Below are 15,977 nucleotides of genomic sequence, written 5' to 3' on the forward strand. Positions count from 1 at the left end.
ATTAAAGGGGGGCCGTCCATGTATGTTATGAAGCACTCAGGATGGGTAGAAGCAATTTGCGGCAGTATGTTCTCTGGTAAATCAGAAGAGCTAATACGCCGTATGAGACGATCCCAATTCGCCAAACAAGAAATTCAAGTTTTTAAGCCAGCCATTGATAATCGTTATAGTGATGAAGCAGTTGTATCTCACAATGGCACCTCTATCGTTGCAATGCCAGTCCCTACTTCCCAATCAATATTGGATCAAGTGAACGAGGGAACAGACGTCGTAGGTATAGATGAAGTACAGTTCTTTGATGATCAAATAGTAAAAGTGGTACAAGAACTCGCAAACAGAGGCTACTGTGTCATTGTGGCAGGACTTGATCAAGACTTCCGCGGCGAACCGTTTGGAAAAATGCCAGAACTATTGGCTATTGCAGAAACAATCACAAAACTGCAGGCAGTATGTGCTGTATGTGGTTCACCGGCTAGTCGTACACAACGCTTAATCAATGGAGAACCTGCTCGTTACGATGACCCAATTATTTTAGTAGGCGCTTCAGAATCCTACGAACCTCGCTGTCGTCATCATCATGAAGTTCCTCACAAAGTGTCTGTACTGCAAGAAATGAATAAATAGATATTTTTTCCTTTATTTAATACGTAATAAATACGGCAAAGAGGATACGCTAAGAAACAGGAGGTGTTGGCATGAAACATGTCATCCTGTTCCTAGTCGTATGCTCTATTTTTATAAGTGGTTGTAGTGGACATCAACGCTTTGGGGCTGACGAGGACTTTGATGGAAAAAAACTGATCGGTGTAAACAATAAAGAAGGCTTTTACCGACGAGATCTCAATTCAGAGTACTACAATACCAATCAAAATCCTAACTTCCTTGACCTTTCTGAAAATCGTCCAGATTACGGAGACGATCAGAATAAATTCAGAGAAGTTATAGAGTATAACAGCGACCTTGAGCCAGGCCCCGTTTACATAACTGGCCACACTGCACGGGTGACAGCATATGCTCATAAAGACATGACAAGCAGAGAGAAAAAGCGTCTGAAAAGAGAACTGCAAGAACGTTTCATCGAGGTTGTTCCGCGCTATCAGGTACATCTGACTATTAAAGAGCGATAAAAAGCTAACAGTGAGTAGTACGTGAGTCGTTCACGTACTCAGACTGTTGACAAACCCATTTTTTTAGTCTTTGCATTGAACTGTTGATCTTCGTTACAGACGCTTCGCTTTCCGCGGGCGGTCCGGGAACCTCCTCGGACTGCGTCCTGTGGGGTTTCCCATGTCCCTTCCTCCCGCAGGAGTCTTCGCGTCTTTCACTACGATCAACATGGGAATTGCATTAACTTTAAGAAATAGTACCTTTGTCTTCACACTGAGTACGTGAGTCCTTCACGTACTTTTTTTATTTTTTATTGAAAAAAATTCTATTTATGGATTGGATTTAAAGTTGTCGGTTTTGGATTTAATATGGGGCTTTTCGGATTTAATATAGTGGATACCGGATGAGAAAATGGTACTTTCCAATTTAATATTGGTCATTTTAGATTATTGCACGCTTAAACCACCTAGAATGCATTTGGCTTTTAGCCATGAAGCCGTTTAGCACGAACTTTGCTATTTTTGGCATCAACTCGCCACATTTTGGCACGAACTCGCCAAGTTTTGGCACGAACTCGCCAAGTTTTGGCACCAACTCGAACAAATATCGCACCAACTTCCGTTTTTCTAGTCCTCGCCACACCAATCGACCACCGAAAATGTATACAAGGTTCCTTTGTTGATTTAACTGCAATAATGTACGATATATCAGACCGGCTTATAGGCTATCTTACTAAGCATCAGACTTAAAGAAAGGATCCCCTTTTCTCTTCTGGATACATAAAATAGCAATGCCATTTTCTTTTTTTGACCTCCCACACAACCTATACTATAATTAGAATGTTGTAGATAAAACAGATAATAAGGTCAGAATATAAAGAAGACTCCAATATAGAGGTGAATGCAAGTGTTTGATCGTTTGCAGGCTGTAGAATTACGATATGATAAATTGACGGAGCTATTGAGTGATCCAGAAGTTATTAATGACACGAAAAAGCTGCGTGAGTATTCAAAAGAACAATCAGATATTCAAGAAACGGTGGAAGTGTACCGTGAATATAAAACGGTAAAAGAGCAATTAACGGATGCCAAAGCAATGCTTGAGGACAAATTGGATGCAGATATGCGTGAAATGGTGAAAGAGGAGATTTCCGAGCTTGAGGAACAAGAGGAATCCTTGGCAGAGCGTTTACACATTCTTCTTTTACCAAAGGATCCTAATGATGACAAAAACGTTATTATGGAGATTCGTGGTGCTGCTGGTGGAGACGAGGCCGCTCTTTTTGCGGGTGACTTATACCGGATGTACAGTCGTTTTGCAGAAGCACATGGCTGGAAAACAGAAGTGATGGACTCTGCATCAACTGGTGTCGGAGGATATAAAGAAATTATCTTCATGATTACTGGTAAAGGGGCATTTTCCAAGCTGAAGTTTGAAAATGGAGCTCACCGTGTTCAGCGTGTTCCAGAAACGGAATCTGGCGGACGCATTCATACTTCGACTGCAACAGTTGCAGTATTGCCAGAAGCAGAAGAAGTGGAAATTGAAATTCATGAAAAAGATATCCGTGTAGATACATTTGCATCAAGTGGACCTGGTGGACAGTCAGTAAACACGACGATGTCTGCCGTTCGATTAACGCACATCCCAACGAACACAGTGGTTTCCTGTCAGGATGAGAAATCACAGATTAAAAATAAAGAAAAAGCAATGAAGGTTCTTCGTGCACGCGTATATGACAAGTTCCAGCAAGAAGCACAAGCTGAATATGATGCGAACCGTAAACAAGCGGTAGGTACCGGTGACCGCTCAGAACGTATTCGTACGTACAACTTCCCGCAAAATCGTGTAACCGATCATCGTATTGGATTAACCATACAAAAGCTTGATCAAATTCTTCAAGGTAAGCTACAGGAAGTAATTGATGCGCTTATTATGGAAGATCAAGCACGCCGAATGGAAGAGATGGAGCAATGATGAAGGCCATGAAGGTGTACGAAGCCCTAAATTGGGCTTCTTCTTTTTTAAAAACAAATGAACGTGATGAAAATGCGGGAGAGTTATTGCTACGGCACCATATGAAAATGGATCGTGCTCAGCTTTTTAGTAGAATGCAAGAATTGCTGCCAATGGAAATGCAAAGCTCATTTGTGTTCAGTGTGCATAAACATGTGGCTGGAATTCCGGTTCAATATTTGATGGGAAAAGAAGAGTTTTATGGACGGAATTTCTTTGTTAGTGAAGAGGTGCTCATTCCAAGGCCGGAAACAGAAGAGTTAGTGGTAGGAGTTTTGGAGCGGATAAGCAAGCATTTCCCAACTGATGAAAAAATAAATGTCGTCGATGTAGGTACAGGCAGCGGTGCCATTGCCGTTACGCTAGCTTTGGAAAACAGCCGTCTTTCGGTACAAGCAACAGATATTGCCGGAGAGTCGCTTGAAGTTGCCATGGATAACGCAGAAGCTTTGCAAGCAGAGGTAGAGTTCCTCCAAGGGGACTTGTTGTTGCCATTTATTGAACAAGAAATAAAAGTGGATGTTGTTGTGTCTAACCCTCCTTATATTCCAGAACAAGAATATAAGGGTCTCTCGACAGTCGTAAAAGATTTTGAGCCTTACCGCGCATTGGTTGGGGGAGTATCTGGACTGGAGTTTTATGAGAGATTCATGGAAGAATTGCCACAAGTTTTAAAAGATCGAGCCATCGTTGCTTTTGAAGTAGGGATGGGACAAGGTGAGGCAGTTAAAATGCTTTTGGAAAAAACATTCCCACAGGCCTCTGTAGAAGTAGTGTTAGACATTAACGGGAAAGATCGAATGGTTTTTGCAGAAATTGGATGAGGATTGTGAAGGGGGGAGAAGGAGCTTTCCCTACTAAAACCGGTAGTTCGGTATTGATTGGGAGTGTGGGAAGCAATTAAGCTTCTGCCCTTGCTCCGTCTTCCATATGAGGTCTGGCAATTGTCAGGCCTCTATTTGTTTTTTCTTCTACGTATTGGACAACAGCTTGCCTTAGCTCTTCTTTTTTCTCATTTGTGCATAATTGTATGAGTTCAGACAGGTTAGAGTCATAAGAGATAGTTCGATGGTAATGATGATAAAATACCTTCCCTTTCATCCACCTTCCGCCTACGAGTATTTCGAACGCAATCGGAATACTGATATGGTTAAAAGCGCTCTGCATTTCCCCGATTCGAAAGGAATCTATGTTGCAAGTGAATGATTTCATAAAACCTTCCCTTTCTTCTCTATAATAATGCGTCTTATTTCTGTACCCTCTAGTAAGAAGAGTTAAACCTCGCCTAGTAAACTAGTGAAATTTTATTTTCTAACTAGTTTAGGATTTTTCTTTTTTGTCCAAACTGTCTCCTAGAGGGGAGAGTGCTTGAAATGATTAAGAAAAATAAACTGACATTATATATAGTATTACTATTCGTGGGGGCTTACCTATCATTGTTAGGAGAGCAAGTAACAGCTGGAGCGGAAGTAAAAAACGGTGCCATGGTTATTCCTGATGAGGCAATCAGGCTTCGCATTCTTGCTAACAGTGATGGTACGGAAGATCAGGAACTAAAACGTAAGATTCGTGATCGAGTGAATGAAGAAATTACGGTTTGGGTAGAAGGGTTGACTTCCAGAGAAGAGGCAAGAGAAGTCATAACTGGAAACCTAGATAAAATAGAATCATTGGTGGAAGAAGTAATGGCGGAAGAAGGGTTGAGTCAGTCATATAACGTGGATTTCGGAAGAGTTGATTTTCCAACTAAAATGTACGGTAAATTTATTTATCCTGCAGGGGATTACGAAGCAATACTAATCACACTTGGGGAAGGCAAAGGTGCCAACTGGTGGTGTGTACTTTTTCCGCCATTATGTTTTTTAAACTTTTCTAATGGTGAAGCTACTGCAACTCCTTTTGAAGAAGACGAAACAGAGGATTTTGTAGTGGATGAAGAGCCAGAAGAAGTGGAAGTGGGATTCATTCTAGTAGACCTTCTATCATCCCTATGGGAAAAAATTGCGGGATAATGTTCTACTTTCTCTAACACCTCAATAAGGTAGTAATAGATAAATTACTAGAAGAGGTGAAAAAAATGAAAACATTACGAACAGCCACCAAGGAGGACCTATTTGCACTCCAAGTCTTTTTACAGAAAGCAAACATTGGCATAGAAGGATTGGCTGAAAAAATCGGAAGCTATATTATTTTAGAAGAAAAGAACGAGGGCATCTGTGGAACGATAGGAATTGAAACGTATGGAAATGTAGGGTTGCTCCGCTCACTCGTAATTGGACCATCTGTCAAACAGTATCAGCTCCTGCAATTGTTTGAACATACACAGCATCATGCACGAGCTCAGCATCTTGAAGAGCTTTATCTCGTTACAAACAAGAACAACTACATCCAATTTTTTGAGCTGCTTCATTTTTATCCACAGTCTATCAACCATGCTCCGAAAGAACTGAAGGATTCGGACTTTTTTAAAGACGTGATCAAGCAGGAAAACTGCACATTAATGTTGTGTAATTTGAAAGATCCAGTAAAATTTCATTCAAAAATATAGGACAAAACTCACATACCCACAAAGTTATCCACGGAACAGACAAGCTTTATCCACAATATGTGGATAAAGCTTGAGTTATGTGTGGAAAGTCTATATACTTGCAAGAGAAAAACCTTACATATTAACAGATATTAAAATGAGGGATAGATCATGAATACAAAATTTTGGACTGTGGATAATAACAACCCATTACAAGTAAGTTATCCACAGATTGAAGAGGCTGCCGAGCAATTAAAGCGAAATGGGACAGTGGCATTTCCCACAGAAACGGTATATGGACTAGGTGCCAATGCTTTGTCAAATGAAGCTGTGATTAAGATTTATGAGGCAAAAATGCGCCCTTCTGATAATCCATTAATCGTCCATATCAGCAAAAAAGAACAATTACCCACACTTGTGGATAACATATCAATTGTAGCGGAGAAAATGATTAATTCGTTTTGGCCAGGACCACTTACACTTGTATTACCCAAAAAAGAGGGATTATCTGATTATGTGACAGCAGGACTTGATACGGTAGCCATTCGAATGCCGAGTCATCCAGTTGCACTTGCGCTTATTGACGTTTCTGGACTTCCACTTGCTGCACCGAGCGCGAATCTATCTGGAAAACCAAGTCCAACAACAGCGAATCATGTACGAGAGGATTTATTCGGTCGAATAGCTGGAATTGTGGATGGAGGGACGACAGGGGTTGGGCTCGAGTCCACAGTCGTGGACTGTACAACAGGCACTCCAATAATATTGAGACCGGGTGGCATTACGAAGGAACAGCTGGAGGAAGTGGTAGGGACAGTCGAGGTGGATCCTGCTCTCTTAAAAAATGAAGAAAACATACAGCCGAAGTCCCCAGGCATGAAATATACACATTATTCTCCAATCGCACCTGTATATCTTGTGGACGGAAACCCTTCCTTCTTCGCTCAAACAATTAAAAAAGCTCTAGAAGAGGGGAAAAAAGTAGGGGTACTCGCAACAAAAGAAACCATTGCGCAATTGCCTACCGAACAACTTAGACTAGTTGCAATCACATGTGGTACTAAAACAGACCTACAAACAGTTGCAGCCCATCTTTACGATGCACTCCGATCATTTAATTCCACAGATGTGGATATCATCTATAGTGAAGTTTTCCCTGAATACGGAGTCGGCGCTGCCATAATGAATAGACTCGAAAAAGCGGCAGGGCATAAATGGATAAGAGAAGGCAGGGACAAAAACTAGCCTAAAAAGGATCTGATTATAGTAAATTGCAATTTTCCGGGTACACAAATCCCAAATAAGTGCCCGATTTTCGTAAATTGCAATTTTCCGGGCACACAAATCCCAAATAAGTGCCCGATTTTCGTAAATTGCAAATTTCCGGGCACGCAAATCCCAAATAAGTGCCCGAATAACATAAATTGCCTTTTCCTTGGGCACGCAAATCCCAAATAAGTGCCCGATTTTCGTAAATTGCAATTTTCCGGGCACATAAATCCCAAATGAGAGCCCGAATATCATAAATTGCGATTTTCCGAGAACACAAATCCCAAATAAGTGCCCGATTTTCGTAAATTGCAATTTTCCGGGCACGCAAATCCCAAATGAGCGCCCGATTTTCGTAAATTGCAATTTTTCGGGCACATAAATCCCAAATAAGTGCCCGATTTTCGTAAATTGCAATTTTCCGGGCCCATAAATCCCAAATAAGTGCCCGATTTTCGTAAATTGCGATTTTCCGGGCACGCAAATCCCAAATGAGCGCCCGTTTTTCGTAAATTGCAATTTTCCGGGCCCACAAATCCCAAATAAGTGCCCGAATATCATAAATTGCGATTTTCCGGGCCCACAAATCCCAAATAAGTGCCCGAATATCGTAAATTGCGTTTTCCCGGCTTATTTTTTAGTCGGGGCAGATCCAGTCAGATTATCTAGCTCCAGGCTTCAGTAACTATTAAACCTCCATCTCAGCCTTACGCGTTAGGAAATCCTTGCCTCAATCAAAATTCCCTTCTAATCCCTAGAGCTTGTGCATATCTTGAAGTAGACAAGTCCGGGGGTGGCGGTACATGATTGGGGAATTCATGACACTATTATTGATGGCATTTGCTTTAGGGATGGACGCTTTTTCAGTTGGACTTGGAATGGGACTGATTAAGCTTAGGGTGCGTCAAATCTTTTACATAGGAATTACCATTGGGGCATTCCATATCTTCATGCCTTTGATAGGGATGATAATTGGGAGAGTCCTTTCTGAACAATTTGGGGCAATTGCGACAAGTGTGGGAGGATTATTGCTAATCTTACTAGGAATACAGATGATGTATTCTTCTTTAAAGAAAGAGGACGGGCCAATGATAACACCGGTTGGGGCAGGTCTTTTCCTTTTTGCTCTTAGTGTCAGCCTTGACAGCTTTTCAGTCGGTTTAACTCTTGGGATTTACGGCGCAAGAACCTTGTTGACCATCCTCTTGTTTGGAGCAGTCTCTATGTTTTTAACATGGCTTGGGCTCATTTCTGGGAAAAAGCTGCAAGGGTGGCTTGGCTCGTATAGTGAAGCACTCGGCGGCAGCATCCTCCTTGGTTTTGGAATTAAACTTTTATTTTTCCATTAGGACCTATAGGGTCTTTTTTTCTTTTAAATTCTAAAACTTTTGCCGAAAGAACCGATATAAAAAGTGGGAGAGACTTTATTCCTATTTCTTCTCTTTTCTTTTTGTCTATAATAAGGAAAAAAGGAGGAAGTTCAGAATGAATATTTTATTTGTATGTACAGGAAATACGTGTAGAAGCCCAATGGCAGCTGCTATATTGGCAAGTAGGGAAATTCCCGGGATGAAGGTGAAATCAGCAGGTGTGTTTGCCATGCCTGGTAGTGAAGCATCACTTTCTGCCCAGGAAGTATTGAAAGAACAAGGATTGACACCCGAGCATACCTCAACTCAAGTAACAGAAGAGTTACTGGAATGGTCTGACTTTGTTTTTACGATGACGAATCAGCATAAAATGTTGTTGGAGAATAGTTACCCGGCATGTATTGGGAAAACATTCACGCTAAAAGGCTTCATAGAGCAGCAAGGAGAGGTTTCCGATCCTTATGGAGGCCCAGTATCTATGTATCGTCAAACTTTTGAGGAACTTCAGGAGGCAATCGGGTTAGTAATAGAAAGATTAAAGGATAAAACGTAGGCAGCAATGGAGGAGGAGCAAGATGGAGGAGAAAGGGAAGTATAGGTATGGCTTACGCTTCAAGCTTGTGTTATTTATTACAATCTTGGCATTAATCACATACTCAATTAGTGGGGTTTTCATTTATGTAGTTGCAAACTATGTGGAAAATTTCATCGAAGTAGGTGTTTTTACCATAATAACACTCGTTTTAGGAGTTGCCTGGTCTGGAATATTGGCCTTTTTTGCAGCTAGATATATTACTAAACCATTACAAAATTTAGAAGCTGTTGCACAAAAAGCAGCAAATGGTGATTTAACGATAGATGTGCCTGTGTCGACTTCACGAGATGAAATCAGTGCTTTAGGATCAGCATTTAATTTAATGCTACATAATTTGAGAGATATGGTAAAGACCATTGATCAAACCTTTGAAAAGACGAATAAAAAGGTGGAAGAAATTAGTGAAGTTTCCATAAGTGCATCTGAACAAGCAGAAAGCATTTCGTTAACTATTGAAGAAATTGCAAAAGGTGCAGAAAGCTCAGCATCCTCGGTGCAAGATACTGCAGAATCAGTGGAAGACGTCATTAAAATTGCAGATGAAGTACATGAGAAAGCAACATCCTCACAGCAGCTTTCCGAAGAGATGGTGAAGGATCTTGATGAGAGTAAAGAAGTCATTCATTCCCTTGTTTCTGGTATCCAAAAGCTAGCAGGTCAAAACCAAACGTCGCTACAGGCTGTTGAAAGATTAGAAAAAAATGCAAAAGAAGTAGAGAACATCATTTCATTAGTAGGAGATATTGCAGGACAGACAAACTTGCTTGCCCTAAATGCCTCCATCGAAGCGGCACGTGCCGGGGAACACGGTCGTGGCTTCGCGGTTGTAGCAGAAGAAGTTCGTTCTCTGGCAGACGAAAGTGCTAAAGCAGTACAAGGAATATCGGAATTAATTAAAAACATCCAAGAAGAAGTCAAAAATGTGGTCACACAGATTACCGAGCAAGTAAAGGCAGCAAATGAAGAAGCAGGTAAAGGGACCGCAACGAATGAAGTTATTGCAGAAATGACTAATTCTGTAATGGAAGTAGCGGCATCGGTCAAACAGATTGCTACGTTGGTCGACCGCCAAATGGATAGTATTCAAACGACTGCCCGCCAGTCCCAAGAAGTTGCAGCCATTGCTGAAGAGACATCCGCAGGAGCAGAAGAAGTGACAGCAACAACCCATGAGCAGGCAAGCATGATTGCAAGTGTAGAAAGAATATCTCATGAGCTTGCAGGAGAAGCAAGCAACATGAAACGAATGATTGCGAAATTTAGAGTCTAGAAGGTGGCCCGCAGGAAACACTGCGGGCTCTTTCTGCCTTTCAATGGATTTTTTTCTACTTGGAGGGTAAGATGTACATATAACGAACATCTAAGTCAGGGGATGAATAAAATGAAAGTGGCCATCGCTTCCGATCACGGTGGAATGAACATCCGTGAGGAGATTAAGGGACTTTTAAAAGAATTAAATATAGAGTTTGAAGATTTCGGTTGCGAGTGTGAAACATCTGTAGATTATCCAGACTACGCACAACCAGTAGCGGAAAAAGTCTCACAAGGCGAATTTGACCGTGGAATCTTAATCTGTGGGACAGGGATTGGGATGTCCATTGCAGCAAACAAAGTAAAAGGAATTCGCTGTGCATTAGTACATGACATGTTTAGTGCAAAAGCAACCCGCGAACACAATGATAGCAATGTCCTTGCAATGGGAGAGCGGGTCATCGGGCCAGGCCTTGCTCGTGAAATCGCGAAAATTTGGCTCTCTACAGAATTTGAAGGTGGACGTCATGAAAACCGCGTTAATAAAATCCATCAATTGGAAAAATAGACATAAGCGCCTGTGAACAAGCTGTTCATGGGCTTTTTTTCAAAGAATAATCAAAGAGAGGTGGATTGAGGTGGATAAAAGCAAATGGAAAGAAGAGTTGCAACAAATTCTTACAGACCTGCAGGCACAAGCAAATTTACAAAAAGGTCAGTTGCTTGTAATTGGTTGTAGTACAAGTGAAGTAGTCGGAGAGCGTATTGGAACCTCAGGAACCGAGGAGGTAGCAGAAACCATTTTTACCGTACTGAATGATTTTCGTGCCGAAACTGGTGTTGCACTCGCCTTTCAGTGCTGTGAACATTTGAATCGCGCACTTGTTGTGGAAAGAGAAGTTGCGCAACAGCGTGGATTGGAAGAAGTAACTGTCATACCAGTACAACAAGCCGGAGGGGCAATGGCATCTTATGCTTTTCATCATATGGAAAATGCGGTCATGGTTGAGCATGTAATAGCAGATGCGGGAATTGATATAGGCGACACGTTAATTGGCATGCATATCAAGCATGTAGCTGTTCCAATCCGAAGCTCCGTAAAATCTGTCGGGAATGCACATATTACGATGGCAAGGACGAGACCGAGGTTGATTGGTGGAGCTAGAGCCGTGTATGAGCGCCCTCTAACGGCAATACTTGAAAGTTCGGAAAAGAAGTAAGTATCTATCCAAGTTGAAAACGCTTGTCTGTCATGGATGCATGCCTGTTCGAGCAATAGGAGAATACGAGCGTTTTCAACTGTCTTATTGTACTAAAGGAATGAAATAATCATATGTTTCTGCATGCACATCATCATATCTCTCAAGTTTATAACCTGCTGGCTGAAAACCAAAACGAATCACAAGCTGAATATAGGAAAAGCAAAAAAACGCATCATCTGGCTTGCAATTTTCTAAAATAGCAAACAAGGTTGGGGGAATACGTTCCAAATAAACCCCTTCAAGGTTATCGCATAACACTTCAGCTTCCAATTCGCATCCTACCTCACCAATCAGTTTGTCGCCAGTAGAGTTTGTTGTCCTCACATACAGTTGATTGGATTCTTTTATCCCTAGAAGACAAAGTGTTTTGTTAAAAGTAGAAAAAGATTCTCGGAATGGATAGGGTTTTTTCTCTGCCTCAAACTTTTGCCATACAAATAGCTTTTCTTTTTCCCATTTGGATAAAAGAAGCTGTTGCGACCCGCCTGCTTTCATGCCTCCAACATATTTCCGAGCTGCTTGGATGGACTCCAATTTTTTATCTAATTCTGTTTTCCAGCTAGTAAGAAAATCCTTTTTTCTTTGATCGTCCACCTGAAAATAAAGTTTTATATCCTCAATAGAAATTTCAGCTTTCCTAAGTGAATCAATCATTTTGGCAACTTGAATTTGTTCCGCTGAATAGGCCCTATAGCCATTCTCCAGACGGGTTCCCGGAATCAATAGCCCTTTTTTATCATAAAATCTCAGCTTACTCGGTGCCAATCCTGTTCTCTTTGAAAATTCCTGTATAGTGAAATGCATAAGGTTAATTCATTATATAGGACCAGACATTGATCCGATTATTATCAGGATCATAAAAGTGGAAACCACCCCATCCCTTTATCGGGTCACCTGCAATTTCCGAAGGTTTTATGCCACTTTTGATTAATTTGTTATATTCTTCAAAGAAAACATCAGGGCGGATATCATAGTAGGTCCTTGCTTTATTGTCATTTGGTGCTTCGATTTTTTCATCCGTTTTTAAAAGCCAAATATGATCCCAAAAACATTCATTCAAAGCATTCCTGTCATAAGCATCCTCTGTGCGCATAAGTGCATATCCTTTAACTGCATCTACTTCCACTGTTTCAAATCCGAGATGCTTTTCGTACCACGAGGCAGACTTTACTGGATCATTTACTTGAATGATGGAATTGACTTTTCCGAAACCGTGAACCCCTGCTGCAGGGTATTCCTTTTTCTCATCATCAGCTCCTAGCCCTTCTTCAATAACTCTCAATTTCGTATGGTCGAAAGCAATTATATCGCAATATTTTTGCCCGTTTGGAAGTGTATGTATGTTTGAAGATTCCACCTGTTTACTGTTTAAATAGTCAATAGTGTTCTCCATGTCAAATGTCGTAAACCCAAGAGTGACGTTACCTTCCTTACTTAAGGACTTTAAGTGCTCATAGTCCCCGTCAAAAGACTTTAACGTTACCATCCCAAACCGGGGAAGCTTCATAAAAGCCTTTCTACCAATCCATGAAGTTACTTGATCTACACATTTCCATCCCAACACTTCTTGATACCATTGAACCCCTTCCTCAAACTTATCTGACTTTACCATAATAAAGCCGCCATCCCATCGAAACATAGCAATCACACTCCATTTCTGTATTAGTTACATTTATAGGATAAAGGTTAAACCTGGTTTAATGTCAATGAATTTTCTGATTTTTTTTATCTATAAAAAGAAATACGCGGGTTGTAGAAGGTAGTTAGAACGCCTCTAGATCAACGGTGCGCAACATGAAGTACGAAAGTTTTTAGAGGTAAGCGCTATCAATCTTCCTTTTTTGTTTCTATCTGAAACTTTGCATGATAAAATGAAGGAGATAAAGGTTGAAAAGCCGAATGACTACTATTTACTTATAATCAAAGGGGGACTCCGAAAGTGAAATTAGCACAACAAGATCAACAAGTGTTTCAATCCATCCAGGACGAACTAGCAAGACAGCGTACGAAAATTGAATTGATTGCTTCTGAAAACTTTGTAAGTGAAGCAGTTATGGAAGCACAAGGTTCTGTCTTGACGAACAAATATGCAGAAGGATATCCAGGCCGTCGTTATTATGGTGGTTGTGAACACGTAGACGTAGCAGAGAATATTGCCCGTGACCGTGCCAAGGAAATTTTCGGAGCCGAACATGCAAATGTTCAACCACACTCTGGTGCCCAGGCGAATATGGCCGTTTATTTTACCATTTTGGAACAAGGTGACACTGTCCTTGGGATGAACCTTTCCCACGGTGGACATTTGACACATGGAAGCCCTGTAAACTTTAGTGGAATTCAATATAATTTCGTGGAATATGGAGTGGACAAGGATTCCCATACCATTAACTATGAGGATGTAGCAGAAAAAGCGAGATTACATAAACCGAAGCTAATCGTGGCTGGAGCTAGTGCATATCCTCGTGCAATTGATTTTGCTAAATTCCGTGAGATTGCAGACGAAGTTGGCGCCTACCTAATGGTCGACATGGCTCATATTGCTGGCCTTGTTGCAGCTGGCCTGCATCAAAACCCAGTGCCTTATGCAGACTTTGTAACGACGACCACTCACAAAACATTGCGTGGCCCTCGTGGTGGAATGATTCTTTGCAAGGAAGAATGGGCAAAGAAAATTGATAAATCCATTTTCCCAGGACTTCAAGGTGGACCGCTAATGCACGTAATTGCAGCCAAAGCAGTAGCGTTTGGTGAAGCATTGCAGCCTACATTTAAAGACTATGCGCAAAAAATTATAGATAATGCACACCGATTAGCAGAAGCATTGAAACAAGAAGGACTAGAACTCGTATCTGACGGAACAGACAACCATTTACTGTTAGTAGACGTCCGTTCACTTTCTATTACCGGAAAAATCGCTGAGAAGGTTCTGGACGAAGTAGGAATTACAGTGAATAAAAACACGATTCCATTTGATCCAGAAAGTCCATTTGTAACAAGTGGAGTTCGTATTGGTACTGCAGCTGTTACTAGTCGCGGCTTCACATTAGAAGACATGGATGAAATCGCGTCTATCATTGCCTTCACATTGAAAAATCATGAAGATGAAGCAAAATTAGAAGAAGCAAAAGCACGAGTAGAAGCAGTTTCTGGAAAATATGAACTATATCCTGCATTAGGGTAAGGTCAGCCACCAGTCTAAGAAGAGGTCTTTTGTTAGATCTCTTTTTTTTCTTGCAAAAGAACTTGATTCACCCTAAATTTTTCTGTAGAATCAATGGAAGTGTGATTTGAGACATATGAGCAGTTTTTGATAAAACTTAATAAAAGGAGAGATTTCGAATGGCAAAAGTGTACGTTTTTGATCATCCGTTAATTCAACACAAACTTACATACATCCGTGACAAACATACTGGAACAAAAGAGTTTCGTGAACTAGTTGATGAGGTCGCAAGTCTAATGGCATTCGAGATTACCCGTGACTTACCACTTGAAGAAGTGGATGTAGAAACTCCGGTTTCCATCTCCAAATCCAACGTATTAGCAGGCAAAAAATTAGGTATTGTTCCTATTTTACGTGCTGGACTTGGCATGGTAGAAGGAATGCTCAAACTAATTCCAGCAGCGAAAGTAGGACATGTTGGTCTTTACCGTGACCCAGAAACACTCCAACCTGTTGAGTATTATGTAAAGTTACCTTCTGATGTCGAAGAGAGAGACTTCATCGTAGTGGACCCAATGCTGGCAACAGGCGGATCTGCTATCGAAGCTATCAACTCTTTGAAAAAGCGCGGCGCGAAAAACATCAAATTCATGTGCCTAATTGCTGCCCCAGAAGGAGTAGAGGTTTTCCAAAAAGCACACCCTGACGTGGACATCTACATCGCGGCACTTGATGAAAAGCTGAATGAAAAAGGTTACATTGTACCAGGCCTTGGCGATGCAGGCGATAGACTTTACGGAACAAAATAATGAAGAGAAGAGCACTTTCCCACCCACTGGAGAGTGCTTTTTATTGTGAAAAATAATGAGTTTGTTAACTTCGGTGGAAAAATGATCAAGTTGATGCGGAATCGGGGAAAGTTCGTGCCAAAACACGGTAAGTTGGTGCCAAACTAAGGGGAGTTCGTGCGAAACGTCACTGAGAGCAGTCGCTATCATCCGATTAAATCCGGTTTGACGAATAATTAATCCGAATCTGCTGATAATTAATCCGATTTCCCCATTATTTAATCCAAATCCACTGATAATAAATCCTAGTCTCAAAATTCCCTCTGGAACTTTGGAAAAACCATGCCCCCTAGTTATAAAAAAAGCAAATCTCCTACTTTCATGGGGATATGCGGTGATTATTAGTTTTATGGTGGGTAATTTATGGGCTTAGTTAAACAAGGACTTTAAGTTGGTGCGAAAACGTGTCGAGTTGGTGCGAAATTGGTGCTAGTTCGTGCCAAAATGAGTAAAGTTGGTGCCAAACTAAGGGGAGTTCGTGCGAAACGTCACTGAGAGCAGTCGCTATCATCCGATTAAATCCGGTTTGACGAATAATTAATCCGAATCTGCTGATAATTAATCCGATTTCC

General features: G+C 41.1%; 18 protein-coding genes. 14 read left to right on the forward strand and 4 right to left on the reverse strand.

The window, feature by feature from the left end:
• Positions 1–18: 18 nt before the first annotated feature.
• Together LRP81_RS04435 and LRP81_RS04440 are read left to right on the forward strand one after the other, a co-directional pair.
• Positions 19–624 carry a thymidine kinase gene (locus LRP81_RS04435; RefSeq protein WP_230500046.1) on the forward strand — a complete coding sequence of 202 codons (606 nt, stop codon included), beginning with the start codon at positions 19–21 and terminating at the stop codon, positions 622–624.
• A 71-nt stretch (positions 625–695) separates the two neighbouring features.
• Positions 696–1,127, forward strand: a complete 432-nt coding sequence (locus tag LRP81_RS04440) for a hypothetical protein (protein WP_230500047.1) — start codon at positions 696–698, stop codon at positions 1,125–1,127.
• Between the two features lie 464 nt (positions 1,128–1,591).
• Here LRP81_RS04440 and LRP81_RS04445 read toward each other — a convergent pair whose 3' ends face one another.
• A complete protein-coding gene (locus tag LRP81_RS04445) occupies positions 1,592–1,747 on the reverse strand; it encodes a hypothetical protein (protein WP_230500048.1) in 156 nt (51 codons plus the stop codon).
• A 266-nt stretch (positions 1,748–2,013) separates the two neighbouring features.
• On the opposite strand from LRP81_RS04445, the gene prfA reads away from it, so the two are divergent.
• Together prfA and prmC are read left to right on the forward strand one after the other, a co-directional pair.
• Positions 2,014–3,084 (forward strand): peptide chain release factor 1, encoded by a 1,071-nt coding sequence (gene prfA, locus LRP81_RS04450; RefSeq protein ID WP_230500128.1) that lies wholly within the window; start codon positions 2,014–2,016, stop codon positions 3,082–3,084.
• Positions 3,085–3,092: 8 nt separating this feature from the next.
• Positions 3,093–3,947 (forward strand): peptide chain release factor N(5)-glutamine methyltransferase, encoded by an 855-nt coding sequence (prmC, locus tag LRP81_RS04455; protein WP_230500049.1) that lies wholly within the window; start codon positions 3,093–3,095, stop codon positions 3,945–3,947.
• A gap of 76 nt (positions 3,948–4,023) precedes the next feature.
• Here the strand turns inward: prmC and LRP81_RS04460 are convergent, their stop codons facing one another.
• Complete coding sequence (locus LRP81_RS04460) at positions 4,024–4,335, reverse strand: hypothetical protein (RefSeq protein ID WP_230500050.1); 312 nt, start codon at positions 4,333–4,335, stop codon at positions 4,024–4,026.
• A 161-nt stretch (positions 4,336–4,496) separates the two neighbouring features.
• On the opposite strand from LRP81_RS04460, the gene spoIIR reads away from it, so the two are divergent.
• The 8 genes from spoIIR (at position 4,497) to LRP81_RS04500 (ending at position 11,355) form a co-directional block, all read left to right on the forward strand.
• Positions 4,497–5,135: a stage II sporulation protein R gene (spoIIR, locus tag LRP81_RS04465; protein ID WP_230500051.1), complete on the forward strand. Its 639-nt coding sequence runs from the start codon at positions 4,497–4,499 to the stop codon at positions 5,133–5,135.
• Between the two features lie 65 nt (positions 5,136–5,200).
• Complete coding sequence (locus LRP81_RS04470; protein WP_230500052.1) at positions 5,201–5,671, forward strand: GNAT family N-acetyltransferase; 471 nt, start codon at positions 5,201–5,203, stop codon at positions 5,669–5,671.
• A 150-nt stretch (positions 5,672–5,821) separates the two neighbouring features.
• A complete protein-coding gene (locus tag LRP81_RS04475; RefSeq protein ID WP_230500053.1) occupies positions 5,822–6,895 on the forward strand; it encodes an L-threonylcarbamoyladenylate synthase in 1,074 nt (357 codons plus the stop codon).
• Between the two features lie 827 nt (positions 6,896–7,722).
• The gene (locus LRP81_RS04480) at positions 7,723–8,268 is read left to right on the forward strand and encodes a manganese efflux pump MntP (RefSeq protein ID WP_230500054.1); all 546 of its coding nucleotides are present in this window, start codon (positions 7,723–7,725) and stop codon (positions 8,266–8,268) included.
• Between the two features lie 136 nt (positions 8,269–8,404).
• On the forward strand, positions 8,405–8,842 hold the full coding sequence (locus LRP81_RS04485; RefSeq protein ID WP_230500055.1) for a low molecular weight protein arginine phosphatase: 438 nt from the start codon (positions 8,405–8,407) through the stop codon (positions 8,840–8,842).
• Between the two features lie 22 nt (positions 8,843–8,864).
• A complete protein-coding gene (locus tag LRP81_RS04490) occupies positions 8,865–10,154 on the forward strand; it encodes a methyl-accepting chemotaxis protein (protein WP_230500056.1) in 1,290 nt (429 codons plus the stop codon).
• A gap of 111 nt (positions 10,155–10,265) precedes the next feature.
• Entirely contained in the window at positions 10,266–10,703 is a 438-nt protein-coding gene (gene rpiB / locus LRP81_RS04495; RefSeq protein WP_230500129.1) for a ribose 5-phosphate isomerase B, read from the forward strand.
• Positions 10,704–10,752: 49 nt separating this feature from the next.
• Positions 10,753–11,355, forward strand: a complete 603-nt coding sequence (locus LRP81_RS04500; protein WP_399207077.1) for a TIGR01440 family protein — start codon at positions 10,753–10,755, stop codon at positions 11,353–11,355.
• Positions 11,356–11,439: 84 nt separating this feature from the next.
• Here LRP81_RS04500 and LRP81_RS04505 read toward each other — a convergent pair whose 3' ends face one another.
• Together LRP81_RS04505 and LRP81_RS04510 are read right to left on the reverse strand one after the other, a co-directional pair.
• Positions 11,440–12,201 carry a helix-turn-helix domain-containing protein gene (locus LRP81_RS04505; RefSeq protein WP_263458225.1) on the reverse strand — a complete coding sequence of 254 codons (762 nt, stop codon included), beginning with the start codon at positions 12,199–12,201 and terminating at the stop codon, positions 11,440–11,442.
• Positions 12,202–12,205: 4 nt separating this feature from the next.
• Entirely contained in the window at positions 12,206–13,036 is an 831-nt protein-coding gene (locus tag LRP81_RS04510; protein ID WP_230500059.1) for a VOC family protein, read from the reverse strand.
• Between the two features lie 300 nt (positions 13,037–13,336).
• On the opposite strand from LRP81_RS04510, the gene LRP81_RS04515 reads away from it, so the two are divergent.
• On the forward strand, positions 13,337–14,578 hold the full coding sequence (locus LRP81_RS04515; RefSeq protein ID WP_230500060.1) for a serine hydroxymethyltransferase: 1,242 nt from the start codon (positions 13,337–13,339) through the stop codon (positions 14,576–14,578).
• Positions 14,579–14,736: 158 nt separating this feature from the next.
• The gene (gene upp / locus LRP81_RS04520) at positions 14,737–15,366 is read left to right on the forward strand and encodes a uracil phosphoribosyltransferase (RefSeq protein WP_230500061.1); all 630 of its coding nucleotides are present in this window, start codon (positions 14,737–14,739) and stop codon (positions 15,364–15,366) included.
• The last annotated feature ends 611 nt before the right edge of the window (positions 15,367–15,977 follow it).

It is taken from the genome of Sutcliffiella rhizosphaerae, from assembly GCF_917563925.1.
GTDB lineage: Bacteria > Bacillota > Bacilli > Bacillales > Bacillaceae_I > Sutcliffiella_A > Sutcliffiella_A rhizosphaerae.